This window comes from Mycobacteroides sp. H003 (assembly GCF_001440135.1).
In the GTDB taxonomy this organism is placed as follows: domain Bacteria; phylum Actinomycetota; class Actinomycetes; order Mycobacteriales; family Mycobacteriaceae; genus Mycobacterium; species Mycobacterium gwanakae.
Genome location: NZ_LJYL01000034.1, coordinates 810,046 through 835,963, shown reverse-complemented (window position 1 = coordinate 835,963; position 25,918 = coordinate 810,046). Strand labels below are relative to the sequence as shown.

Sequence of the window (25,918 nt, the reverse complement as noted above, 5' to 3'; positions counted from 1 at the left end):
ACGATCCGAGCGCTGTGCGCAGCAGTTTGGCCGGCACCGGTTAGGCTGTCGCGGATGGCTCTACTTTGGTTCACGCTGTCCGCACTGTGCTTCGTCTGTGCGGCCGTGCTGCTGTATGTCGATATCGGCCGCCGCCGCAGTCGCGGACATCGCCGAAAGGCCTGGGCGCGATCTCACGGCTTCGACTACATGTCGCAGGACAAAGAGATCGTCAAGCGCTGGAACCGCGGCGTGATGTCGAGTGCGGGATCGGCTGCGGCCGCCAATGTGGTCCTCGGACAGATCCGTGGCGAGGCCGTCTACGTCTTCGACCTGGAGGACGTCGCGACCATCATCGCGCTGCACCGCAAGGTGGGCACCAACGTCATGGTGGACCTGCGACTCAAGGTCATGCAGGAACCCCGCGAAGCCGATATCTGGCTGCTCGGAGCCATCGGCCCGCGCATGGTGTACTCCACCAACCTGGATGCCGCCCGTCGGGCCTGTGACCGGCGCATGGTCACGTTCGCCCATACCGCGACCGAGACGGCGGAGGTGTTGTGGAATGAACAACACTGGACGCTGGCCGCGCTACCCATCAACAGCAACCGTGAGCAGTGGGACGAGGGCCTCAAGGCCGTCCGCCAGTTCAACGACCTGCTACGGGTGCTGCCTCCCTCCGGGGAATCGGCACCCTCGCCCATCCAGGCCGCCGAGCGCCCCAGCCGGCCCGTCGGCAGCAGTTCCGCCCCCGCCGTGGATCGGCAGCCCGCTCCCGTGGGTCAGGGCGGCCAGCCGCTCGGCCACTAGGAACGCCGCCAGAGCTGGCTCATCGGCAGCGGCCACCAGAACTTCTTGTCGAGAATCACCGCCAGGGTCGGCACCGTGAAGGTGCGCACCACGAACGTGTCGATGATCAAGCCCAACCCGATCGTCGAACCCATCTGCGCGATGTTGATCAGACTCGACCCCATCATGGCGAACTGCGTCATCGCGAACACCAGACCTGCCGTGGTCACCACCCCGCCGGTGCCGGCGATGGCACGGATGACCCCTGTGCGGATACCGGCACTCATCTCTTCCTTGAAACGCGACGCGACCAGCAGGTTGTAGTCGGCCCCCACCGATATCAGAATCGCGAAGACCGCCACCGGCACCGACCAGTGCAGCTGAATGCCGAGCACGTGCTGCCAGATCACCAGGGCCAGCCCGAGGGTCGAGGCAAAGGACACCAGCACCGAGCCGATGACGATCAGCGAGGCCACCAAACCGCGCAGCAGCAGCAGTACCACCGTGAAGATCACGGTCAGGCAGCCGATCATGATCAGCTTCTCGTCGCGATCGAGCATCACCCGCATATCGCCGATGAGCGCCGCCGGGCCGGCGATCTCGATCACGCTGCCTTCCAGGCGGGTGCCCTTAAGGGCGTACTTCATCTCATGGGCCAGATCCCGGACGCGCTGGATGCCTTCGTCTCCGTAGCTGCTTCCGCTGCCTATGACGATCATGCGGGTGGTGGTGCCGTCTTCGGAGAACATCATCTTCAGGTACGGCTTGAATCGCGGGTCCGAGAGCATCTGCGCGGGGAAGTAGAAGTAGTCCCCGGTGCCGGCGCTGCTTCGGCCGAGGTCCTGCATGAGCGAGGTCATGGTGTCGATCTGCGACATCATCTGCGTCATCTGCTCATTGGTCTCGGTCATCAGATCCTGCATCGAAGACATGGATTCGAGCATGCGTGGCATCGTCCGCGCGGCCTGGGTCAAACCTCCGGTCATGGAACCCGATGTGCTGACGAGGCTGCGCATCTGGTCGGTGACGCTGGACATGTTCTCGAAGTTCGACAAGGTTGATTGCGCACCCACGCACATCGGGTCGGCGGCGCAGTTGGGTTGCGCTCGTACTGCCTCGCGGACGGGACCCATTGCCGAATTTAGTTGTGATTTAAGCTGATTCAGGCTGGACTGAATGGGCTGTGCGGCGGCACTGAATTGCTTGGCACCCTGCTGCGCGGTCCGTAAGGTGCCTTGCAGGCCCTGGAGTGTGGACATCATCGAGTTCATGTCGTCGGTCATGGCGTGCATCCGCTGCTGACGTTGCTCCATCACAATCTTGTTCTGCGACATCATCGTTCCGGCCATCCCCACGCTGTACATGAGCGAGGTTTGATCCATCGGCGTGCCGGTGGGCCGGGTGATCCACTGCACCGATGCCACGCTGTCCAGCTTGGTGATCTGCTGTGCGGCCTTCTCCAGGAGCCCGATGTTGGCCGAGGTACGCAGGTCTTCGGGAGCACGGATCAAAATCATGTCGGGGTTCATCTGGCCTGCGGGAAAGTGCTCCTGAATCGCGTGCATACCAGCCGCACTGGGCATGTCCTTGGGGATGAACTGCAGTTCGTCATAGTTGAAGGACGCGGTGGGGATCACCATCATGAGCAGGATCAAGGCGGCGAAGGTCGTGACGAATATCGGTCTGGGCCAACGCGCCACGCGAATACCGACCCGGCGCCACAGCCGAGTCGATCGGACGGTCGAGCGGGGCTCGAACCAGCCGAATCGGCGTGCCCCGATGAGTAGTGCGCCAGGCGTCACGGTCACCGCGGACAGCACGGTGAAGATCATGGTGATGGCCCCCGGTATGCCCATCGATTTCATCATGTCCAGTTGCGCGAATGACATGCAGGACAACGCACCCGCGACGGTCAGCCCGGACGCGATCACCACCGGTGCCACGCCCCGGTAACTGGCGCGGAACGCGTCGTCGACGCTGAGGCCGGCACGTCGACCTTCCTGATAGCGGCCGATGAAGAAGATGGAGTAGTCGGTGCCGGCGCCCAGCGCCAGCGCACCCATCAACGCATTGGTCATCATGGATGTGGGAATCAGCCCCGCCAAGGTGAGGAAGCTGGCGATCGGGGTCGCGATACCGACGGCAACACCCACGGTGATCAGCGGCAGGAACGCGACCACGAGTGAGCGGTAAACCAAGAGCAGCAGACCACCCACGAGCACCAGCGAGAGTCCTCCGATGATCACGACATCCCGCATCATCGTGTTGATCTGGTCGGCGGCGGCCTGACTTGTTCCGGTGGCATAGATCGTGGTGCCCGGCGGCTTCTCGATGTCATCGATGATGTGCTGCACGGCCTTGGCCGATTCCATGGCCTTGGGGCCGCCGATCTCCCCGGCCAGCTGCAGTTGCGCCAGCGCCACCTTCTTATCGGGGCTCTCCGATGCGGTGGCGAACTGCGGATCGGACCACATGTCCATGCCCGGTTCCACGTGTGCGGTATCGGCCCGCAGCTTTTTCATCAGTTCGGCACGGAACTGACGGTCCCGCTCGGTGAACGGTTGATCTTTGACGACGACCACCGCGGCGGTGTTGTTCGATTCGGACTCCCCGAAGGCCTTGGCCATGTGTTTGAGCGCCGCCGCCGATTGGGTGTTGGTCGGCATCATGGGACTGCCGTGGGTGAGGGCCAGTTCCTCGAGGTTCGGCGCCGAGGCCATCAGGCCGCCGGCCACCATCATCAGGAGCCCGATCACCACGACGGCGTGCCTGCTGATGATGCCGGCGAAGCGTCCGAATAGGGGACTGTCGTGCATCAGTGACCACCTTGTGGGTCGAGTTTCTGGAAGGCAACGAGGTTGCAGCTCACCGAGGGCGTGCGACCGGTGTCGGTCTTCTCGTCGGCCACCTTGCCGTCCACGGTGATGCGGCAGGTGACGGTGTTGGTCGATATCGCCGTGACACCCGCCGCGAATGCCAAGTCGCTGGTGGTCAGGCTGGTGCGCCACGGTGCGGGGCCGTTGAAGAGCTTGGATTGGCCCTTTTCGTCGAGGTAGGAGACCGTGACGGGACGGCCTTCGCTGGACACCTCGTACGTCACCGTCTTGGGTTGGCTCAGCGACATGGCGCTCACCGCTTGTGTGGTCGGGGTGACCTCGGGTGTCGGCAGTGCAACCTTCGGAGCGGTGGTTATGTAGGTGCCCGCGGCGACCCACAACACGGCGAGTACCGGGTAAATCCAGCGCTGACGCTCGATGAGCCACACCACCAGCCGGTCAAACATTTCGCGATGCTAGCAACGCTTGCTCCCGCAAGCGGCAGTTTCCGGACAATTTGTACCAGTAACATTTAGTACCGGTTATACGGCGGGTTGAGGCGTGCTGCCAGCCGGTACGCTGACCAACCATGGCAGCCACGAATTCCGTGCGCCCCGTGGCGCTGGTCACCGGCCCCACCTCGGGCCTGGGGGGTGGTTTCGCCCGCAAGTACGCCTCCCTCGGATACGACGTGGTGCTCGTCGCCCGTGACGAGCGGCGCCTGGGTGCTCTCGCCGACGAACTCACCTGCAGGTACGGCGTGCACGCGGAGGTGCTGCCTGCCGACCTCGCGGATGCTGCCGATCGCGCGAAGGTCGCCGAGCGCGTCGCCGCCGGGATATCGGTGTTGATCAACAACGCCGGATTCGCGACCGCCGGTGAGTTCTGGACGGCGGCGCCCGAGCTGTTGCACTCGCAGCTGGACGTCAATGTCACCGCGGTCATGGAGCTCACCCGTGCGGCCCTTCCGTCGATGGTCGAGGCGGGCGCCGGCACCGTCATCAACGTGGCGAGCGTGGCGGGCCTGGTCTCTGGACGCGGGTCGACGTATTCGGCCTCCAAGGCCTGGGTGGTTTCCTTCACCGAGGGATTGGCAAATGGGTTGTTGGGCACCGGAGTTGGTATGCACGTGTTGTGCCCGGGATTCATTCACACCGAGTTTCACGAGCGGGCCGGAATCGAGATGGGCACCATTCCGGAGTTCATGTGGCTCCAGGTCGACGATGTGGTCAACGCGTGTCTGCAGGACATTGCGGCAGGTAAGGTGCTCAGCGTTCCGGGCATCCAGTACAAGGCGATTACCTCGGTAACACGGCTAATACCAAGAGGTTTGGTGCGGAAATTCAACAGCGTGGTAGGACGGGGTCGTGGCAGAACTTGATTTAGGACCGGCTCTCAATGCGGCCGAGCGTGATGAGTTGGCGGCTTTGGTCCGCGATATCGCGGTGGTGCATGGCAAAGTGACCTTGTCGTCGGGCAAGGAAGCCGACTATTACGTCGACCTGCGCCGGGCCACCTTGCATCACCGGGCGGGCGCCCTGATCGGCCGGCTGGTGCGCGAGCTGACCAACGACTGGGACTACGCCGGTGTCGGCGGACTCACCCTGGGTGCCGATCCCGTCGCGACGGCGGTCATGCATGCGCCCGGACGACCCATCGACGCATTCGTGGTGCGTAAGTCGGTGAAAGCTCATGGCATGCAACGGCTTATCGAGGGATTTGACGTGACCGGACAGCGGGTGCTGGTGGTCGAAGACACCAGCACCACCGGTGGGTCCGCACTCACAGCCGTGCAGGCGGTCCGTGAGGCCGGAGGCGAGGTGATCGGGGTGGCCACCGTCGTGGACCGTGATACCGGCGCCGCCGAGGCGATTCGCGCCGAAGGTGTTCCTTATCGGTACGTGCTGGGACTGGCGGATCTCGGCCTGGCCGGATCGTGACCTTCCGTCGGGCCCTCGCCGCGCTGGTCGCCGGGGCCCTGGTCTTGACGGGCTGCTCGAAAGACCTTGAGAAGGAACTGGTTTACGGCGCACCGACTGCCAAGGTCGGTGAGACGCAGAGCCTGCTGGGCTGGAATCTCAGCGTCGCCAACCTGCGGTTCCAGAACGGGTATGTGCTGGTCGATATCACGGGGGCGGCCGCGAAACCGGAGGAGAAGCCCGCCGCTGCCGGTGATCTGCGTTTCGGGCTGTACGGGTCGTTGGCGCATCCATTGGAAGTGCCGGCCCTGGGCAGTTGCCGCGACGTGGCCGACCTTTCCGTGCATCCGCTGACCGCGACCCCCTCGGCGGGCGCCGCGACCGGCCTCACCGGCACGGTGTGCCTGGGGCCGATGCAGAACCAGAGCGCGGTACGGGGGGTGTACGCGTACTCGGCCAAGGACCGCATTGCCGGGTCCACCGTGGCGTACCCGGTGGCCTACCCGATGGGACTGCTGCCCACGCCGCAGAACGACTCCGGTCTGGTGATCGTCACCAAGAGCATGGAGGCCTGGCGGGCCAGTGGCCAGCAGATCAGCCAGGTGGACCTGGGTGATCCGAATGCATTCAACGGCAACGGATTCTCGCTACTGGGTCTGAGTATTTCGGGAGTCGCGGCACGTTACCGGGACGAGTCGGCGGCGCGTGGTGGACCGCTCATGGTGACGGTGGCGCCGACACTGCCCGGGGAGGGGTTGGCGCGCAGCTGTGCCCTCTACGGGGCATCCGTGCTGGTGCTACCGGACTCATCCCTGGATGCTGTGCAGATGCAGCCGTCGTTATGCCTGCAGGGCGAGATCAACGCCGCGGTGCTCGCCGGCACCCTCTCGGTGATCGGTACCCACGCCGCGGTATGGACGATTCGTGAGTGAGGTGCCCAAGACCGGCAGGGATGAGCCGGCCGAGCCGTCTCTATGGGGTGCCACCGGCAATGGCGTGGGACCGTGGGCGGAGGAACGGGGCCTGCCGCTGCCGACAGACCCGCGCTACGACCCCGAGCTGTTGCGCGATGGTGACGCCCGCAATGTGGTTGATGCCTATCGTTATTGGCGCCGGGAGGCAATCGTCGCCGATATCGACACGCGGCGCCATCGACTGCACATCGCCATCGAGAATTTCGAGAATGATGCCAACATCGGCACGGTGGTGCGCACGGCCAACGCGTTCGCGGTGCACACCGTACACATTGTCGGCCGGCGCCGCTGGAACCGGCGCGGCGCCATGGTCACCGATCGCTACCAGCATCTGATGCACCATGACAGCACCGAGCAGCTTCTGGAGTACGCGAAGCTGACCGGCCTGACGGTGGTGGCCGTCGACAACGTCCCGGGATCGGTGCCCCTGGAGACCGCGGTGTTGCCCGCAGACTGCTTGATGGTGTTCGGACAGGAGGGTCCGGGTGTCACCGATGTATCGAAAGTCGGTGCGGTGATGACGGTTTCGATCGCACAATTCGGGTCTACCCGCAGCATCAACGCCGGGGTCGCCGCGGGTGTGGCCATGCATGCCTGGATCCGCCAGCACGCCGACCCGACCAAGGCGTGGTAGCCCGGGGCGGGCCACCCCTAGTATCAAGTGCATGGATGTGCTGTGGGCCAACCGCGCCAGTAGCGCCGAAGCCGCAATCACCGCCAGACACTTCTCGCCACTGTGGCACCTGCCGCGCATGCGCCTGGGCATCGTGACCTGGCCGCCCGCGCCGGGCGCTACCTGGTTCAAGAACTGGCACTACTGGTGGCAGGCGCATCTGCAGGACTGCCTGATCGATGCGCAGCTGCGCGACCCGCGCCCGGACCGGCTCAAGTACATCGCGGATATGCAACGCGCACACCGCTTCCGCAACGTCTTCATGTGGACCAACCAGTACTACGACGACATGGCCTGGTTGGCACTGGCCATGCAGCGCGCATCTGAGCTGTTGGGTCTGGAGCGTCCGCGTGCGCTCAACCGGCTGCGCCAGCAGTTCCTCGATGCCTGGATGCCGCAGTACGGCGGCGGCATACCGTGGCGCAAACAGGACAAGTTCTTCAACACCCCAGCCAACGGCCCGGCGGCAATCGTGTTGGCGCGCACCGGAAGAGTGTGGCGGGCCGAGGTGATGTCCGACTGGATCGACAACACCCTCGTCGACCCCGAATCGCATCTGGTAATCGACGGCATCCAGGAGGACGGCACCCTGGAACGGGCTACCTACACCTATTGCCAGGGCGTGGTGCTGGGGCTGGAGACCGAGCTTGCCGTGCGGACCGGGGAGTCCCGGCATGCCGAGCGTGTGCATCGGCTTGTGCACGCGGTCAAGGATCACATGACGGCCGAAGGCGTGATTCGCGGTAGCGGTGGCGGAGATGGCGGGCTCTTCAACGGCATTCTGGCTCGTTATCTGGCGTTGGTGGTCACCACGCTGCCGGAGAACTCCCCGCGGGACACCGATGCCCGAGCCGTCGCCCGTGACATCCTGCTGACCTCGGCCGAGGCCACCTGGACCAACCGGCTGACAGTGGAAGACCTTCCGCTGTTCGGTGCGGATTGGACGCGCACGGCCGCGTTGCCGACCGTGCAGTCCCAGGCGTCGCAGTTCATCGCCGGTGCGGTCAATCCGTCGAAGGTCCCCGAGCGTGATCTGTCGGTGCAGCTGTCCGGGTGGATGCTCCTCGAGGCCGCGCACGTGGTGGCCTGACATGGCGCGTGAGGATTTCAGCTTCTTTCATCCGTTGCGCGTGCGGTGGGCCGAGGTCGATATGCAGGGCGTCGTCTTCAACGCCCACTATCTGGCGTTTTTCGACGCGGCGCTCACCGAATATTGGGCCGCGTTGACCGGCGCGCGTAACGCCGGCGGTGACGGGGTCTTTGAGCACATGTACGTGGTGAGGTCGGTCATCGACTATCACGCGCCCGCCCGCTTCGACGACGTCCTCGACATCGGGGTGCGCATCGCCCGGATGGGGACGGCGAGCATGACCTGTCACTTCGAAATACACCGCGGTGGAGAACATCTCATCACCGGCGAGACGGTGTACGTGCACGCGATCGGCGGTAAGTCCGAGCCGTTTCCGGAAGTGTTCCGGGACCGGGTGACCGAATTCGAGACGACCCCGGTGCGTGCCTAGTTGAGACGGGCTTTATCAGGGTTCGTCGAGGCGCCCCTCGTTGCGGGCATGGCATACCTTCCATGAGCCATTGACCTTCTCGGTGTGATAGACCAGGTTGATCCCGTTGCCGCCCGGATCCTGGGGGTGGTGCTCGGAAGTCAACTGGGCCAGCAGATCGACCTGGCCGGGCGGTGATCCCAGCTCCACCGGATGCAAGACCTCTATGTGTGCCAACCCGATGCGGTCGCGTTGAGACTGCATGACCTGACGGACCTGTTCGTCGGTGCCAGCGGAGGTGGCGGCGGCAAGGCGACCGCACACCGTGGCACGCATCAGGGGCACGTCGACATTGTTGGTTGCGTTTATGTACGTCTGCACAGCCTCCGACGCACCCGCGACATCCGCCGGTGCGGGCTCGGCGCCGGCGGGCGCCGCAAAGCCCCAACCCATCAGCGCGATCGCCGTCAGCGCTGTCAGACAACTGCTGATCTTCCCCACAGCGCGACATTAGCGTAGTTTGCTATGGCTCGCACCCGACCATATTTACCCGTATTTTTCGGATAGCCATGGATCTTGTTGGCGAGTTGTTTGGAGTGCGTACTAAGCCTCGGGGGCGGCCTCCGGCTGCTTCGCGGCCTTGCGACGGCGCATCCATTCGAAGAACATCGGGGCCACCGAGACCAGCACGATCAGGATGAAGATGGGTTCGAGCAGCTTCTGAATGATCTCGAACTGACCCAACCAGTAGCCCAGCAGCGTGAGACCGACGCCCCAGACGACCGCGCCCAGGATGTTGTACAGGGCGAAGATCGGGTAGCTCATCTTGGCCGCGCCTGCCGTGATCGGCGCCAGGGTGCGCACGATCGGAACGAACCGGGCGATCACGATGGCAAACGGGCCGCGCTTCTCGAAGAAGGCGTGCGCTTCCTCGAGGTACTTCTGCTTCAGGAAGCGGGCATCGGGCTTGAACATCGACGTGCCGATGCCGCGACCAATCCAGTAGCCGACCTGACCGCCCAGGATGGCGGCGATGGGAATGAAGACCAGCAGCTGCCACAGCTGGAAATTGGCCTGCGGGGCACCGTCCGCGGCGGCGGCTGCGGTACCCGCCGCCAGCATCCCTGCCACGAACAACAAGGAATCACCGGGTAGCACCGGAAACAGCACGCCCGACTCCACGAAGATCACTACCAGCAACCCGAGCAGCGCGAGGGTTCCGAAGTGGCCGAGTAATTTGACCGGATCCAGGAAATCCGGCATGAGTGCCAGGGTGGTGACGGATCCGGGTGCTGCCAGCAAGTTCACGGCGCCAACAGTACCGTCGATATCTGTCGTAAACCTGGCTGCCTTATGGTGAGGGGCGAATCCGCAGAGCTGACATGGAGGTCGTCGAAGTGCCCATCGCCACGCCCGAGGTCTACGCCGAAATGCTGGACCGGGCCAAGGAGCATTCCTTTGCCTTCCCGGCCATCAACTGCACCTCATCGGAAACCATCAACGCCGCGATCAAAGGTTTCGCCGACGCGGGTAGCGACGGCATCATCCAGTTCTCCACCGGTGGTGCGGAATTCGGTTCGGGTCTGGGCATCAAGGACATGGTGACCGGCGCGGTCGCGCTCGCCGAGTTCGCGCACGTGGTCGCCGCCAAGTACGGCATCACCGTCGCCCTGCACACCGATCACTGCCCCAAGGACAAGCTGGACAGTTTTGTGCGTCCGCTCATCGCCATCTCCCAGGAGCGCGTGGCCGCTGGGCAGAACCCGCTGTTCCAGTCCCATATGTGGGACGGCTCGGCGGTGCCGATCGGCGAGAACCTCGAGATCGCGCAGGAACTGCTGGCGGCGACCGCGAAGGCGCACATCATCCTCGAGGTGGAGATCGGTGTGGTCGGCGGTGAAGAAGACGGCGTCGAGGCCGAGATCAACGAGAAGCTCTACACCTCGTCGGAGGACTTCGAGAAGACCGTCGAGGCACTTGGTGTCGGCGAGAACGGCCGGTACCTCCTGGCCGCGACCTTCGGCAACGTGCACGGTGTGTACAAGCCCGGAAACGTGAAGCTCAAGCCGGAGGTGCTGGCCGAGGGGCAGCGCGTTGCCTCGGCCAAACTTGGTCTGGCAGAGGGCTCCAAGCCGTTCGACTTCGTGTTCCACGGCGGGTCGGGCTCGCTGAAGTCCGAGATCGAGGACTCGCTGCGCTACGGCGTCGTGAAGATGAATGTCGACACCGATACCCAGTACGCATTCACCCGGCCGATCGCCGGGCACATGTTCGCCAACTATGACGGTGTGCTCAAGATCGACGGCGAGGTGGGCAACAAGAAGACCTACGACCCGCGCAGCTACCTGAAGAAGGCCGAGGCCAACATGACTGAGCGTGTCATCGAGGCCTGCAACGACCTGAAGTCGGCGGGCCGGTCGGTCTCGGCCGGATTGGCCTAGTCGCCTCCGGTCGTTCCCGTTCTCCTGTCAGCGGCCAACAACTGGTGGGAGACTTCCTCCCGCGGGTGATCACGTCCGCGGGAAGAGGGAGTCGTGGCGGATCTCTGGCGGAAAGTTCTGGTGGTCCTTGAGCGGTCGGCGGGAGTGGCGGCCCTGGTCGCACTCGTGCTGGCGGTGACGGCGTTGGTGCTGGTCCTACCCCGTGGGCGGGCACCGGCTCAAGCTGATTACACGGCGGCGCAGCGGGCCGATGCGAAGACGCAGGCGTGTGCCAGCGCGAGTTTGGTTCGTAACGCTGTCATGCTGAACACCAACCGGGCGCTTCCCGAGAACGCCGGCGTGGTGGGGACGCTGGCCAGCGCTGCCAACGCACGGATCGCACTTTTCAACGGCGGACAGTATCTGCTGGCGCGGCTGGACCCTGCGACGCCGCCCGATCTTGCGGCGAGCATTCGGGACTTCGGCAACGCGCTCATGGACGTGGGTGCGGCGGCTATTGCTGAGACACCGAACACCGACCCGAAGCAGGCGCAGCGGCTGAGCAAGGCCGACGAGCTGAGCAAGCACATCGTCGAACTCTGCAAGTAGTCCTTATCTGACACGTGTGCAGTGATCATGCTGTTCGCGCCGTTCATATTTCGCTACACATGTTCGTTTTCGCGAGATTTCTGGGACCTCGAATCCCAGTGGGGTGTTGTGTGGCTACGGCACTACAGCCTTAGTAGACACGGTTGTCAATTGTCCATTACCTGACTCGGAAGTCAGGTAATGGGCAAATTCCTTGAAGTTTCACTAAATCAGGCATTTATACGTTCTTAAATGCATGTTTAAGATTTTCTCAGGTTACTTTTCCGATTCTCAGCGCATTTTTGCTCCATGACGTCTAATCTCGCCGTTACCGGCTCACATCGGCGTGTGCCGGATGGTCAGGCAAGTGAGGCAGTCATGCAGGCGTCGCGATCCCAAACTGTCCTCGCAATATTTGCGACAGCGGTCCTTCTCGCGGGTGGCAGTAGTTCGGTCTCCAAGTCGCTCATCGAGAAGCAGCGATTACTCTTCAGCGGCGACACCAGCCTGACGGCCTACTCCGGATCCCTGCCCGCGGTGGCTGTGACACCAAACTCGGCCCCGACCTCTGAAGCGCAGGGTTATGCGGACACCGCGGCCGGCGCCGCCGCAGTGGCCGACCTGATGGCCAAGGCCGCCGCCGATGCGGCCGCTCGCGCGGCACTGCGTAAGGCCGAAGCAGACAAGGCGGCAGCCGAGGCCGCAGCCAATCCGGCAGTCGCGGAGAAGCAAGCGCAGGCCGCGGCGGCCGCTGCCGCGGCAGAACAGGCGCGCCATGACGCCGACGATGCGGCGCGGGCGGCACTGGACGCACAGGCGGTTCTCGAAGCCGCGGCTGCTAATCAGAGCGCCGCGCAGGCGGCTGCGGCGGCCAACGAGAAGGCCTACCAGGATGCGAAGGCCGCCGCCGATGCCGCCGCTGCTCAGCAGCAGGCTGCCGATGCGGCGAAAGCCGCCGCGGAGCAGGCATTCGCCGATGCGCAGAGTCATGCTGCGGTGGGGGACAAGGCGTATCAAGATGCCAAGGCGGCACTCGACGCCGCCAGCGCTGCGCAGCGGGCTGCCGATGCGGCCAGGGCCGCTGCCGATGCTGCACTGGCCGAGGCGCAGAGCAAGGCCGCAGCCAACGACAAAGCCTTGTCTGACGCTACCGCCGCCCAGGCAGCGGCGGACAAGGCGGCCGCAGATGCCTTGGCGGCCAAGACCACTGCCGACACCGAGCGTGCCAACGCCGACAAGATCGCTTCGGATGCGGCTGCTGCCAAGGATGCTGCGGCGTCGAAGGCTGCGGATGCGGCCAGGGCTGCTGCGGATGCGGCGGCGGCGAAGACGGCTGCGGAGCAGGCTTTTGCTAATGCGCAGAGTCATGCTGCGGTGGGGGATAAGGCGTATCAGGATGCCAAGGCTGCGTTGGATGCGGCTACTGCCGATAAGGCGGCCAAGGATGCCGCCAAGACCGCCGCCGACGCGGCCCGCGCCGAGGCCGACAGGGTCGCGCAAGCAGCGGCCGCCGCGGCAACCGAGGCGGCTGGAAAGGCGGCCGCGGCGCAGCAGGCCGCCATTGACGCGGCCGCACAGAAGACGGCTGCCGACGCCGCGCTGGCGGATGCCTCTAGGGCATCCGCCGATGCCGCAGCCGCGAAAGACGCTGCCGCGTCCAAGGCCGCGGATGCCGCGAAGGCATCGGCGGATGCATTGGCCGCCAAGACAGCTGCCGATGCGGTAGTGACCGACGCGCAGGGCAAGGTTGCCGCCAGTGAGAAGGCCCTGGCTGACGCCAGCGCGGCCAAGGTCGCCGCCGATGCCGATAAGGCCGCCAAGGATGCGGCTAAGACTGCCGCGGATGCCGCCTTGGCGGATGCCTCGAGGGCCGCTACCGATGCCGCCGCTGCCAAGGATGCTGCCGCGTCGAAGGCCGCCGATGCGGCCAGGGTCGCTGCGGATGCGTTGGCGGCCAAGACCGCCGCGGATGCCGCCTCCACGGATGCGCAGACCAAGGCCACCGCCGCCGCGGCGGCCTCGACTGATGCTACTGCCGCCAAGGCCACCGCCGATAAGGCCGCTGCGGATGCGTTGGCGGCCAAGACCACTGCCGATCAGGTGGCCACACAAGCGAAGTCGGCCGCTGATGCGGCCGCCGCTGACAAGGCAGCGAAGGACGCCGCGCAGGCCGCCGCCGATGCCGATAAGGCCGCCAAGGATGCGGCGAAGACTGCCGCGGAAGCGGCGTTGACGGATGCTTCGAAGGCGGCGTCGGATGCGGCTGCTGCCAAGGATGCTGCGGCGTCGAAGGCTGCGGATGCGGCCAGGGCTGCTGCGGATGCGGCGGCGGCGAAGACGGCTGCGGAGCAGGCTTTTGCTAATGCGCAGAGTCATGCTGCGGTGGGGGATAAGGCGTATCAGGATGCCAAGGCTGCGTTGGATGCGGCTACTGCTGATAAGGCGGCCAAGGATGCCGCCAAGACCGCCGCCGACACCGCGCTGACAGATGCACAGGCCAGGGTCGCCGCCAGCGAAAGCGCCTTGACTGCGGCCACCGCTGCGAAGGTGGCGGCTGATCAGGTGGCGGCGGATGCGTTGGCTGCGGAGACTGCTGCGGATGGGGCGGCGGCGCAGGCGAAGTCGGTTTCGGATGCGGCGAATGCGGATAAGGCTGCTAAGGATGCTGCGAAGGTGGCGGCTGATCAGGTGGCGGCGGATGCGTTGGCTGCGGAGACTGCTGCGGATGGGGCGGCGGCGCAGGCGAAGTCGGTTTCGGATGCGGCGAATGCGGATAAGGCTGCTAAGGATGCTGCGAAGGTGGTGGCTGATCAGGCTGCTGCTAATGCTGCTTCGGCCAAGACGGCGGCCGATACTGCGCTGACGACCGCCCAGACCAATGCCACCGCAAGCAATCAGGCGGTGTCGGATGCTCAGACAGCACTCACCGCGGCCAACACCGCCAAACAGAACGCCGACGCTGCGAAGACTGCTGCGGATCAGGCTGCGGCGCAGGCCAAGACGGCGTCGGATGCGGCGAATGCGGATAAGGCTGCCAAGGATGCCGCCAAGGCTGCGGCGGATCAGGCTGCTGCTAATGCTGCTTCGGCCAAGACGGCGGCCGATACTGCGCTGACGACCGCGCAGACCAATGCCACCGCAAGCAATCAAGCGTTGGCCGATGCCACCGCCGCCAAGACAGCCGCCGATACTGACAAGGCGGCCAAGGATGCCGCTAAGACCGCGGCGGATCAGGCCGCAGCACAGGCAGATACGGCAGCTCGAGCGGCTGCGGATGCCGCAGTGGCGGCGGGCCAACGGGCAATAGATGCGGGCAAGGCGGCGAGTGACGCCGCCGCTGCCAAGGCTGTCGCCGATGGTGTGCTGGCCGATGCCGGCCGGGCGGCCTCAGATGCCGCCGCGGCCAAGACCCTTGCCGATCAAAAAGACGCCGCTGCGGCGCAGGCCTCGGCGGATGCGTTGGCTGCGAAGACTGCTGCGGATGGGGCGGCGGCGCAGGCGAAGTCGGTTTCGGATGCGGCGAATGCGGATAAGGCTGCTAAGGATGCTGCGAAGGTGGCGGCTGATCAGGTGGCGGCGGATGCGTTGGCTGCGAAGACTGCTGCGGATCAGGCTGCGGCGCAGGCGAAGTCGGTTTCGGATGCGGCGAATGCGGATAAGGCTGCTAAGGATGCTGCGAAGGTGGTGGCTGATCAGGCTGCTGCTAATGCTGCTTCGGCCAAGACGGCGGCCGATACTGCGCTGACGACCGCCCAGACCAATGCCACCGCAAGCAATCAGGCGGTGTCGGATGCTCAGACAGCACTCACCGCGGCCAACACCGCCAAACAGAACGCCGACGCGGCCAAGACTGCTGCGGATCAGGCGGCGGCGCAGGCCAAGACGGCGTCGGATGCGGCGAATGCGGATAAGGCTGCCAAGGATGCCGCCAAGGCTGCGGCGGATCAGGCTGCTGCTAATGCTGCTTCGGCAAAGACGGCGGCCGATACTGCGCTGACGACCGCGCAGACCAATGCCACCGCAAGTAATCAGGCGGTGTCGGATGCTCAGGCAGCGCTGACCGCGGCCAACACCGCCAAACAGAACGCCGACGCCGCAAAGGTGAATGCGGACAAGGCGTTAAGCGATGCACAGAAGGTTGTCGACGCCATCCAGAAGGCCAAGGACGACGCTACCGCCGCGGCCGCGACGGCCCAGAGCACGCAGACCGCTTATCAAAACGCTCACGCAGCCACGGTTGCGGCGCAGCAGCAGCGCGATCAGGCGCAGGCAGACGTCACCTACTACACAACCAACCTCGTCGGTATCGCCGCCAACCTGGCATCCCTGGGCACCCTCCTGGCCGGAGCCCAGCAGCGGCTCACGGCAGGCAATGCGGCAGTGACTCAGGCGCAGGCCACCGAAGCGACCGCTAAGACCGCCGCCGATAACGCCGCTGCCGCCAAGACCGTTGCCGATGCCGCGGCGGCGACGGCCATCAGCCAGGAGCCCGCGGCGATCGCGGCGCGCAATACTGCACAGACCAACGCGAACACCGCGAACAACAACGTCACAGCCGCAGCGCAACAGGTCAGCACCGCGCAGCAGGCCGTCACCACCACCGCTGCGGCCAAGGTAGTGACCGACCAGGCGTTGACCGACGCGACGAATGCCGCTGCTGCCGCGGCGGCGGCCAAGACGGTAGCGGATCAGAATGCTGCGGCGGCGCAGACGGCTGCGGATGCGGCTGCGGCGGTGAAGGTCACCACGGATAAGGCGTTGGCCGATGCCAACAAGGCCGCCAGCGATGCGGCGGCGGCCAAGACCCTCGCCGATCAGAAGGTCGTAGACGCTCAGCAAGTTGTCACAGATACCACTGCGGCCAAGGTGGTGACGGATAAGGCGTTGGCGGATGCGAACAAGGCTGCCGGTGATGCGGCGGCGGCGAAGACGGTTGCGGATCAGAATGCTGCGGCGGCGCAGACGGCTGCGGATGCGGCTGCGGCGGTGAAGGTCACCACGGATAAGGCGTTGGCCGATGCCAACAAGGCCGCCGGTGACGCGGCTGCGGCCAAGAGCACAGCGGACCAAGCGGCTGCCGACGCTGCTACCGCCGTCACCAATGCCGATGCCGCCAAGGCGGCCGCCGATCAGGCTTCGGCGAACGCTGCCACGGCGGCCACAGCCGCAGCAGACGCGGCCTCCGTGGCTGCTCAAAACGCCACCGATGCCAAGGCCGCTGCACAGGCCGCCGCTGCGGCCAAGTCGACGGCGGACGCGGCATTGGGTGATGCGCAGACCAAGGCTGCGGCCGCCGCCACGGCGTTGACCGACGCCACCGATGCCAAGGCCGCCGCCGACGCCGATAAGTCGGCCAAGGACGCGGCCAAGACAGCAGCCGAGACTGCGTTGGTCGATGCGAACAAGGCTGCCGGTGATGCGGCTGCGGCGAAGACGGTTGCGGATCAGAATGCTGCGGCGGCGCAGACGGCCGTGGATGCGGCTGCGGCGGTGAAGGTGACCGCGGATAAGGCGTTGGCGGACGCGGGTAAGGCCGCTTCTGATGCGGCTGCGGCCAAGACCGTGGCAGACCAACAGGTTGTTGATGCCAAGACGGCTGCCGATGCTGCCGCTGCGGTGAAGGCCGCCGCGGATACCGCGCTGGCGGATGCGGATAGGGCCGCTTCCGATGCATCGGCTGCGAAGGCCGCCGCCGATCAGAAAGCCACCGAAGCCGGTACGGCTGCCTCGGATGCGGCGACGGTGAAGACCAACGCGGACAAGGCGTTGACCGACGCCGCCAAGGCTGCCAGCGACGCCGCGGCAGCCGCGAGCGATGCCGCCGCCAAGGCCGCCGCCGCCAAGACGGTCGCGGATACGGCTGCTGCGGTGAAGATCGCCGCGGATACCGCGCTGGCGGATGCCGATAAGGCCGCGGCGGACGCCGCGGCTGCCAAGGTGGCTGCCGATCAGAAGGCGGCCGATGCCAAGGCCGCGGCGGATGCCGCCACCACGGACAAGGCGGCAGCCGAGGGGGTGCTGGCAGATGCGGACAGGGCCGCGGCGGATGCGGCGGCTGCCAAGGTGGCTGCCGATCAGAAGGCCGCCGACGCGCGTACGGCATCGGATGCTGCTGCCGCGGCGAAGGCAGCAGCGGACGGGGCTTTGGCAGACGCCGATAAGGCCGCTCTCGATGCCGCTGCCGCTGCCAGGGATGCCGCCGACAAGTCCACCGCCGCACAGGCTGCCGACGACGCGGCGGCAGCGGTCAAGTCTGCGGCGGATACGGCTTTGGCTGATGCGGGTAAGACCGCCACCGACGCGACGACCAGCGCCAACGACGCCGCCGACAAGGCAACCGCTGCCAAGACAGCCGCCGATGCTGCTGCGGCGGTCAAGTCTGCGGCGGATACGGCATTGGCCGATGCGGGTAAGGCTGCCGCTGATGCCGCTGCCGCTACCACCGCTGCGGACCAGAAGGCCACTGACGCGGCTGCCGCCGCCGATGCTGCCGCTGCGGCAAAGATAGCCGCCGACAAGGTGTTCACCGATACTTCGAAGGCTGCCGCCGACGCCGCTGCCGCTGCCAGTGATGCCGCCGACAAGTCCGCAGCCGCGCAGGCCGCCGATGACGCGGCGGGCGTGGCCAAGTCCGCGGCGGACAAGGCGGTCGCGGACGCCGGTAAGGCTGTCTCGGATGCGGGCGCGGCCAAGGCCGCCGCGGATCAGGCGGCGGCGCAGGCCAAGTCGGCCTCCGATGCGGCTGCTGCGGCGAAGGCCAGTGCCGATCAGGCGCTGACGGATGCAAACAAGGGCGCGACTGACGCGGGCACCGCCGCCCAGGATGCCGCGGACAAGGCCGCTCTTGCCATCCAGGCCGCCGTCGATGCGACATCCGCAAAGGAGGCAGCCGACCAGAAGGCAACGGACGCGGCCAAGGTTGCATCGGATGCGTTGGCGGCCAAGGCTGCTGCCGATCAGAAGGCGGCCGAGGCCAAGTCGGCCTCCGATGCTGCCGCTGCGGCGCAGGCGGCTGCGGACGGGGCCTTGGCAGCTGCGGACAGTGCTGTTCAAGGTGCGGTTTCCGCGTCGGATGCGGCGGGTGTACAGGCCGGGCAGGCGGCGCAGGCTGCTGCGGCCGCGCAAGCCGCGAAGACAGCCGCCGATCAGGCCTTGGCCGCGGCCGATCAAGCGGCCAAGGACGCCCTGTCGACATCCGATGCGGCGAATCAGGCATCGGCAGATGCCGCCAAGGCCGCCGCCGACGCCGCGGCCGCCAAGAGTGCCGCCGATCAGAAGGCCGCCGATGCGGCAAAGGCAGCTTCCGATGCGGCCGGTATCAAGGACGCTGCTGACCAGAATGCGGCCGCCGCCAAGGCTGCCGCCGATGCTGCCGCCGCGGCGAAGTCCGCTACCGATGGCGCGCTAGCGGGCGCGGACCAGGCCGCCAAGGATGCCGCTGCGGCGAAAGAAGCTGCAGATCAACAGCTTTCCGGTGCCACCACATCGGCCGACGCGGCTGCCGCGGCCAAGGCGGCCGCGGACAAGGCCCTGGCGGATGCCAGCGCGGCGGCGAAGGCCGCCACGGATGCCGCCACGGATGCCGGCGACAAGGCAGCCCAGGCCGCGAAGGCCGCGGCCGATGCTCAGGCAGCCAAGGCTGCTGCCGACAAGGCACTAGCAGATGCGGCCAAGGCCGCTCAGGATGCTCAGGCAGCCAAGGACGCTGCGGCGGCCAAGGCCACTCAGACCGCGGATGCGGGGCAGGCGGCGACCGATGCGGCGGCCGCCGCGAAGGCTGCTGCCGAGCAGGCAGTCGGTGATCAGAAGGCCGTCATCGACGCGGCAACTCAAGCAGGGGTGGACAAGGCTGCCGTCGATAAGGCCGCAGCTGACGCGCTGCGGTCCGCGGAAGCCGCCGCCGCATCCGCCGAGCGTGCTGCCAACGCCGCCAAGGTGTTCGCCGAAGCTCAGGCTGCCGCTGATCGTGACCGCGCCGCGGCGGATCAGGCGTTGAAGGACAAGGACGCTTCGGCACAGGCGGCGGCAGCCGACTCCGCCAAGGCTGCCGCGGATCGCGCTGCCGCTGCGACTCTCGAGGCGGCAAGTGCTTCCGATGCGGCAGCGGTCCAGGCGGCCGAGGGGCAGGCGGCGTTCCAGAAGTTGGCGGCCGAGAAGGCTGCCGCGGACCGGGCGGCGATGGACAAGTCCGCGGAGGAAGCTAAGCAGCGCCTCAATATCATTGCCGCGGACTGCCGCCCGATCTTCGCCGAGGCTGCGGCTGCGGCTCAGACCGATCCGAAGGCTCAGGCGGACCAGAAGGTTCAATCCACCGAGATCCAGGTCGGTGCGGCCGCGCAGCTGGCGCAGGCGCGTGACACCCAGCAGTCATCCGCTGAGCGTGCGGTGACGGACAAGACCGCGGCCGCGGCGAGTGCGGGTGCCGTGGCGGGCAGTGCGGTGTCCGACGCATCGGCTGCTCGTGCCAAGGCCGTCGAAACCGCGAAACAGGCAGCGGCCACGCAGACCGCCCTGGATACCGCATTGACCACGGGGGCACCGGCGCCCGAGGTCGCCGAGGCGCAGACCGCAGCCCGGATCGCCGCGGAACAGGCCGATGAGGCCGAGCGTGCGGCACAGGCCGCCGAGGCGCTGGCCGCGCAGGCTACGGCCGCCGCACAGACGGCCGCGGGAGACCGGGCGGCCGCGGAGGCGGCCGCCAAGGCCGCCGCCGATCAGGCGGCAGCGGCGCGAGCAGATGCGCAGAAGGCCGCTGACGAGCTCGCGGCGGCACAACAGAAGGCCGACGGCTACGCGGCGGCCAAGGCGGCCGCTGACAAGGCCGCTGCGGATTACGCCGCCGCTGCTGCGAAGGACCGGCTCGCGTCCGCGAAGTCGGCTGAGGAAAAGGCAATCGCCGAACGTGCTTATGCCGATTGCGTTTCGGGGATGGCGGGCAAGTGCGGAGCCACCAATGTCGGCAACGGGGGCTCGGCATGGAACCTGTTCGGCGGACGCCCGCTGTTCGGACCGGGTGGCTTGATCATCGGTGACGGTTCACCCAACGCGGCCGGTGTGTACACCCAGCGCCCGCTGTTCGGACCGGGCGGCCTGATCATCGGTGACGGTGGCCTCGGCCAGGATGGCGGTCTGCTGATCGGCAACGGCGGCAAGGGTTTACCCGGTCAAAAGGGCGGTAACGGTGGTCTGCTGTTCGGTAACGGCGGCGCCGGCGGTGACGGACTGCCCGGGCAGAAGGGTGGCGACGGCGGTAACGCCGGTCTGATCGGCACCGGCGGTGCGGGCGGTAAGGGCGGCGACGCATCCGCGACGGCCGATGGCAAGACCGGTGTCGGCGGTGCGGGTGGTAACGGTGGCAAGGGTGGTGCGCTGGCGGGTGACGGCGGTGCCGGTGGCAAGGGCGGAGAGGGCAGTAACTTCTTCACCGGAACGTCGACCGGCGGTGCCGGTGGTGACGGTGGCAGTGCGGGCATGCTCGGCAATGGTGGAGCGGGCGGCCAGGGTGGCACCTCGAATTCGTTTGATACCAGGGCATCCGAACCAGGAACCGGTAGCGGCGGCCTGGTCGCGGGCAGCGGCGGCGCTGGTGGCGCCGGTGGCGAGGCCAAGACAACCTATGGGGAGACCAAGGGCGGTACCGGTGGCACCGGCGGAGCCTCGGGTGGTCTTACCGGTGATGGCGGCTCCGGTGGCGCGGGCGGTGCTTCGTCGAGCCTGGGCGGCAGCGCGGTTGGCGGCGATGGCGGCAATGGCGCGAGTTCGCACGCCGTCGTCGGCAATGGCGGCAGCGGAGGGGCCGGAGGCAAGGCCGAGACCTCCAGCGGGCTCGTGAAGACCGGACCGGCCACGGGCGGAAAGGGCGGCACCGGCGGAAGTTCGGGTGTCATCGGCAACGGCGGTGGCGGTGGTGCCGGAGGCGATGCGAACGGCGATGGCACCAAGAGCACCACAAAGACCGGTGGGGTAGGCGGCAAGGGCGGTGCATTCGGCAAGGACGGTCGTGCGGGTGCCGACGGTTCCGCCACGACAGGATCCGACACTGGATCCCATACCAACGCTACGGGCTCGCGTGCCAGTGATGGTGGCGCCAACAAGTCCACGCCGGCAGGATCTGCGCGCACGGGTACCTCATCGCATGGGACGAAGAAGCAGTCTGGTGGCGAAGGTGGGGACAGCGCGGGTGAGACGGGCGCCGGTTCGCCTAGCGGCTCCACCTCGTCTAGCGGTTCGAGCTCGTCCTCGTCTTCCGGTGGTTCGTCCTCGTCCGGTGGCGGCGGCTCGTCCTCGGGCTCCGGGAGTTAGTCGGACTGGCAGATCTTCCATTCCTTGTCGCGGAACTGCAGATCGAAGCTGCGCGATGAGCGGGTCTGCGGTGCGAACGCCATGAAAGAGGTGACATTGGCTTCGGCGTGCTCGCCGTTGACCACCACCTCGTCGATGCTGGCCACCACGGGGTATTGCTTGGCGGCGGCCACCTTCTGATAGGTCTGGGACCATTCGGCATCGGGGTAGCGGACGTAGCCGTCGCGGGTCTCGCCGCAGGTGATGGCGCGCAGCGCCGCCAGATTGCCGGTCTGGATGGCGTTGTCGTAGTTCTGAATGCTGTTGCGTACCAACTCTTCTTGCGATGCCTTCGGTGCGCTGGTACGCGAGATGATGACGGCCGCGAGCACGATTACCGCGGCCAGCGCGGCGACGACGAGTGTCAGCGCGATCACCCAGCCCCAGCTGCGCTTCTCTTCTTTGCGTGGTGCGATCGTCTCCGGGGTCGCGATCTTGGGGCGCGCCTGGGTCGCCAGTGGCTGGATCATCTCGGTCTTCGGATCGTCGCCGACGGGCGCGATCATCTCGGTCTTGTTGGCGTCGAAGCCCGGTGCCGTATAGCGCGGAACGTCCGGTTTTGCCGGAGGCATCACTACGGTCTGCGCATCGTCGAGCGGGGGGACCGGGCCGGTATCGGCGGTATCGGATATCTCCGGGGTGTGCGCGGCGCCTTCCGGCTGCTCGGCAGAGTCCACAGGCTCGTCGCCCTGTGAGTCGGGCTTGGCCTCGGAATTTCCACCGGTGGGGTTCGCCATGCGTTTCGTTCCTTATCCGTGCTTAGCGCTCTTTCGCGCAGGCGCGATCGACCGCGCCCACCCTATCGCGATCGCGGGATCGGGTTGGCGTCAGAATGGCTGCATGAGTCCAATGCATGATCTGCTGGGTCCCGAGCCTGTGCTGCTACCCGGAGACGCCGAGGCCGAGTCGGCCCTGATCGAGGGCCGGGATCCTGCCGCGGTCGCGGCGGCGTACCCCTCCGCATCGATCGCCTGGGCCGAACTGGCGGAGAACGCGCTGGACGGTGACGGCTCGGTCGGCAGCATCATCACCGCCTACGCATTCGCGCGTACCGGGTATCACCGGGGCCTGGACCAGTTGCGACGGAACGGATGGAAGGGCTTTGGGCCGGTGCCCTACTCGCATGAGCCCAACCGTGGCTTCCTGCGAGCGGTGGCAGCCCTGGCGCGCGCCGCCCAGCTGATCGGCGAGAGCCACGAATTCGCGCGGTGCTGCGATCTGCTCGACGACTGCGATCCGGCCGCTCGCCCCGCGCTACTTACTTCCTGACGTCGACGCGCCGTCTTGTGGCGGCAATGTGCGATACGAATTCGCCACCGCGCGGCGTGTCGGCGAAGCGCGGCGGCGGAATGACCCATTGGCCTATGCGAACTTTTGCATATAAGTTCGAGAGGCCGAGAGGAGTCACAGTGGGAGCCGGTCACGATCACGGGCATGTAGGCAATCCGGCCGACGCCCGGGTGGGACGCATGTGGGTCTCGCTGGGCATCGTCGGCTCCTTCTTCGTACTTGAGCTTGTCGTCGCCTTACTGATCAACTCGCTGGCCCTGCTGGCCGATGCGGGCCACATGCTCACCGATCTGGTCGGGCTCATCATGGGGCTCAGCGCCATCCTGCTGGCGCGCCGCGGCAGTACCTCGGCGGCACGGACTTATGGATGGCACCGGGCAGAGGTGCTCACCGCGATCGTCAACGCGGCGCTGCTCACCGGCATCGCGGCGTTCGTCATGTACGAAGCGGTGGAGCGTCTCACCGGTGGCGCACCCCCGGAAGTGCCGGGTCTGCCGATGATGGTGGTCGCGCTGGCCGGGCTGGCCGCCAATGTCGTGGTGATCTGGCTGCTGCGCTCGCACGCGGAAAGCAGTCTCGCGGTGCGCGGCGCCTACATGGAGGTGTTGGCCGATGCCGTCGGCAGCGTCGGGGTACTCGTAGCGGCGATCATCACCCTGACCACCGGCTGGCGATACGCCGACATTGTGGTCGGTGTCCTGATTTCGCTGTGGATCCTGCCGCGAGCGTTCTCGCTGGCGCGGGCCGCGCTGCGCATCCTGACGGAGACCTCGCCCAAGCACATCGACGTCGACGAGCTGCGTGCCGCGTTACTGGCGGTGGATGGCGTGAGCAGCGTGCACGACCTGCATGTGTGGACCCTGGTGCCCGGAAAGGACATGGCCACCGCTCACCTGACCAGCACGGCCGACGCAGCGCAGGTGCTGGCGGCCGCACGGTCCGTACTGGCCGAGCGTGGTCTTCCTCATGCCACCATCCAGGTGGAACCCCCTGAGGCGCAGGAGCATTGCGAGGAACACGCCAACTGGTAGCGGTCGGTTCCGGCTAGAGCAGCTTGCCCCAGAAGCGGAACAGCCAGCCGCCGATACGGGACAGATCGGGGTCGACGCCCAATGACGCGACGATCCAGTAGACCGCATCGAAGAATGCCCTGTTGATCGGCGGCGACATCAACAGCACGAACAGGATCAGGAATCCGAACGTCTTGGCATTGGCAAGCGTGCGTTGCGTTTTCGGGCTCAAATGCGGCTCGAGTGCGCCGTAGCCGTCCAAACCCGGCACGGGCAACAGGTTGAGCACCACCGCCGTCACCTGGAGGAAACCGAGGTAGGCCATCGCCGCCCAGAACACCACATGGTCGCGATCGGCGAAAAGCGCTGTCGTCCCCAGAATCAGTACCGCGAGTGCGGCATTGGCGCTCGGCCCGGCCAGGCTCACCTGGGTGCGCTGCCGGTTGGTCATCCCGGCGGTGTGTACGTACACCGCGCCGCCGGGAAGCCCGATGCCGCCGAGTGCGATGAACACCAGCGGCAGCACCATCGAGAGCACGGGATCGGTGTACTGCAGCGGGTTCAACGTCAGGTATCCGCGTGCCTGGGTGTCGCCGAAACGCCAAGCCGTGTACGCGTGTCCGAACTCGTGCAGGCACAGGGAAACCACCCAGCCGGTGAACACGAAGACGAACACCCCGCCGCGGGCCAGCGGCTCGGTGGAATTGCCGCCGAGCCACGCGAGCACCGCCCCGGCAACGGTGAGTGCGACGAGCGCGAGAAAGACCGGGCTGGGACGGACGGACTGGGAGGTCTTCACCGGTGCGAAGCTACCGGACGAGCAACCAGCCCTGCTGGTGCCGATAGAACGTGGACCGGGTGACGGGACGAGCGCCCGCGACACCGTCACGGACCACGACGGCACCTTCGGTTCCCAGCTGAGCCGCCCGTCCGGTCACCCAGCGGCGGGGCAGGAGGCGTGCTCGGCCCCGGACTCCGGCTCGCAGGCCCGGCAGCGCTTCGATGGGTTCGATATCGACGGCGGCGATGCCCTCGAACAGCAGGGTGTCGTCGACTGTGGCCTCGCCGGTGACCGCTTCGCCGTCGGTGCCCTGCCATGAGGCGCGCCCGGCGAGGGCGGTGCCGGTGTCGTCCCGGATGAGTGGCACCCGGTGTGCGCGGCCCATGCGGGCCCGGCGGGCCGCGCCGATCCCGATCCGATAGGTCCGGCGTGCGCGTGAACGGCGATCCGGCACGAAACCCAACTCCACGTCCAGCCTTTCGGCGCGCATCAGCCGGGTCAGCACCTGCCCCAGATCACCGTCTCCGCCGACCACGATGAGCCGGAGTGTGCCGTCCGGAAGCGCATCCAGGAGTGTGCGTACCGCGTCGGATCCCTCGACCCGGTCCACGGGGAGGTCACGCAGAATGCGGGGCAGTCGGCGGGTGCCGAACAGCAAAACCCGCGCCGCCGCCGTTTCGGTGACGCTCGGGGTACTCACCAGCGACCTCCTTCGTCGGTCCGAATACGTGCGGTGCCCTCGCAGTCCAGCGCTCTTGCGATACAGTGGCTCACCGGCTGAACAACATTTTGCACGCGCAGCGTTGCGCCGCGATGGCCCGCGGTGGGGGCTGCCAACA

19 protein-coding genes are annotated in these 25,918 nt (G+C 66.6%); 12 read left to right on the top strand and 7 right to left on the bottom strand.

The features are described from left to right. The first annotated feature begins 54 nt into the window (after positions 1-54). Positions 55-789, top strand: coding sequence for a trehalose monomycolate transport factor TtfA (gene ttfA / locus AOT87_RS24125; RefSeq protein ID WP_030097156.1), 735 nt, complete (start codon positions 55-57; stop codon positions 787-789). Here the strand turns inward: ttfA and AOT87_RS24120 are convergent. Further along, a complete protein-coding gene (locus AOT87_RS24120; RefSeq protein WP_057968951.1) occupies positions 786-3,584 on the bottom strand; it encodes an RND family transporter in 2,799 nt (932 codons plus the stop codon). The two genes, ttfA and AOT87_RS24120, sit on opposite strands and share 4 nt — an antisense overlap. Continuing rightward, positions 3,584-4,051 (bottom strand): MmpS family transport accessory protein, encoded by a 468-nt coding sequence (locus tag AOT87_RS24115; protein WP_046254985.1) that lies wholly within the window; start codon positions 4,049-4,051, stop codon positions 3,584-3,586. Before AOT87_RS24115 ends, AOT87_RS24120 begins: the two co-directional genes overlap by 1 nt. Before the next feature lie 122 nt (positions 4,052-4,173). Between AOT87_RS24115 and AOT87_RS24110 the strand changes: the two genes are divergently transcribed. The 6 genes from AOT87_RS24110 to AOT87_RS24085 are packed head-to-tail and all read left to right on the top strand — an operon-like array spanning position 4,174 to position 8,670. Next, positions 4,174-4,965: an SDR family NAD(P)-dependent oxidoreductase gene (locus AOT87_RS24110; RefSeq protein WP_057968952.1), complete on the top strand. Its 792-nt coding sequence runs from the start codon at positions 4,174-4,176 to the stop codon at positions 4,963-4,965. Continuing rightward, positions 4,952-5,524, top strand: a complete 573-nt coding sequence (pyrE, locus tag AOT87_RS24105; RefSeq protein ID WP_057968953.1) for an orotate phosphoribosyltransferase — start codon at positions 4,952-4,954, stop codon at positions 5,522-5,524. The genes AOT87_RS24110 and pyrE overlap by 14 nt, the downstream gene beginning before the upstream one ends. Continuing rightward, positions 5,521-6,435: a hypothetical protein gene (locus AOT87_RS24100; RefSeq protein ID WP_057968954.1), complete on the top strand. Its 915-nt coding sequence runs from the start codon at positions 5,521-5,523 to the stop codon at positions 6,433-6,435. Before pyrE ends, AOT87_RS24100 begins: the two co-directional genes overlap by 4 nt. 1 nt (position 6,436) lies before the next feature. Continuing rightward, positions 6,437-7,111, top strand: a complete 675-nt coding sequence (locus AOT87_RS24095; RefSeq protein WP_057968961.1) for an RNA methyltransferase — start codon at positions 6,437-6,439, stop codon at positions 7,109-7,111. 31 nt (positions 7,112-7,142) lie between these two features. Continuing rightward, a complete protein-coding gene (locus tag AOT87_RS24090; protein WP_057968955.1) occupies positions 7,143-8,240 on the top strand; it encodes a glycoside hydrolase family 76 protein in 1,098 nt (365 codons plus the stop codon). Position 8,241: 1 nt separating this feature from the next. Continuing rightward, a complete protein-coding gene (locus AOT87_RS24085; protein WP_057968956.1) occupies positions 8,242-8,670 on the top strand; it encodes a thioesterase family protein in 429 nt (142 codons plus the stop codon). Between the two features lie 15 nt (positions 8,671-8,685). On the opposite strand, the gene AOT87_RS24080 is transcribed toward AOT87_RS24085, so the two are convergent. After that, positions 8,686-9,150, bottom strand: coding sequence for a hypothetical protein (locus tag AOT87_RS24080; protein WP_057968957.1), 465 nt, complete (start codon positions 9,148-9,150; stop codon positions 8,686-8,688). Positions 9,151-9,252: 102 nt separating this feature from the next. Further along, the gene (locus AOT87_RS24075) at positions 9,253-9,912 is read right to left on the bottom strand and encodes a VTT domain-containing protein (RefSeq protein ID WP_046256056.1); all 660 of its coding nucleotides are present in this window, start codon (positions 9,910-9,912) and stop codon (positions 9,253-9,255) included. Between the two features lie 119 nt (positions 9,913-10,031). Between AOT87_RS24075 and fbaA the strand changes: the two genes are divergently transcribed. The 3 genes from fbaA to AOT87_RS28890 all read left to right on the top strand — a co-directional run bounded on the left by fbaA (position 10,032) and on the right by AOT87_RS28890 (position 21,959). Continuing rightward, positions 10,032-11,090: a class II fructose-bisphosphate aldolase gene (gene fbaA / locus AOT87_RS24070; protein ID WP_109365472.1), complete on the top strand. Its 1,059-nt coding sequence runs from the start codon at positions 10,032-10,034 to the stop codon at positions 11,088-11,090. A 93-nt stretch (positions 11,091-11,183) separates the two neighbouring features. After that, positions 11,184-11,678: a hypothetical protein gene (locus AOT87_RS24065; RefSeq protein ID WP_234796454.1), complete on the top strand. Its 495-nt coding sequence runs from the start codon at positions 11,184-11,186 to the stop codon at positions 11,676-11,678. 288 nt (positions 11,679-11,966) lie between these two features. Further along, a complete protein-coding gene (locus tag AOT87_RS28890) occupies positions 11,967-21,959 on the top strand; it encodes a hypothetical protein (protein ID WP_157859030.1) in 9,993 nt (3,330 codons plus the stop codon). Here AOT87_RS28890 and AOT87_RS24055 read toward each other — a convergent pair. Then, on the bottom strand, positions 21,956-22,735 hold the full coding sequence (locus AOT87_RS24055) for a hypothetical protein (RefSeq protein ID WP_030096231.1): 780 nt from the start codon (positions 22,733-22,735) through the stop codon (positions 21,956-21,958). The genes AOT87_RS28890 and AOT87_RS24055 overlap by 4 nt on opposite strands. A gap of 103 nt (positions 22,736-22,838) precedes the next feature. On the opposite strand from AOT87_RS24055, the gene AOT87_RS24050 reads away from it, so the two are divergent. Continuing rightward, entirely contained in the window at positions 22,839-23,267 is a 429-nt protein-coding gene (locus AOT87_RS24050) for a DUF3151 domain-containing protein (protein ID WP_030096232.1), read from the top strand. Positions 23,268-23,407: 140 nt separating this feature from the next. Next, a complete protein-coding gene (locus AOT87_RS24045) occupies positions 23,408-24,319 on the top strand; it encodes a cation diffusion facilitator family transporter (RefSeq protein ID WP_046254976.1) in 912 nt (303 codons plus the stop codon). Positions 24,320-24,332: 13 nt separating this feature from the next. Here the strand turns inward: AOT87_RS24045 and AOT87_RS24040 are convergent, their stop codons facing one another. Continuing rightward, on the bottom strand, positions 24,333-25,097 hold the full coding sequence (locus AOT87_RS24040) for a site-2 protease family protein (protein WP_046254975.1): 765 nt from the start codon (positions 25,095-25,097) through the stop codon (positions 24,333-24,335). Positions 25,098-25,107: 10 nt separating this feature from the next. Then, complete coding sequence (locus AOT87_RS24035) at positions 25,108-25,779, bottom strand: diacylglycerol kinase family protein (RefSeq protein WP_057968808.1); 672 nt, start codon at positions 25,777-25,779, stop codon at positions 25,108-25,110. Positions 25,780-25,918: the final 139 nt, after the last annotated feature.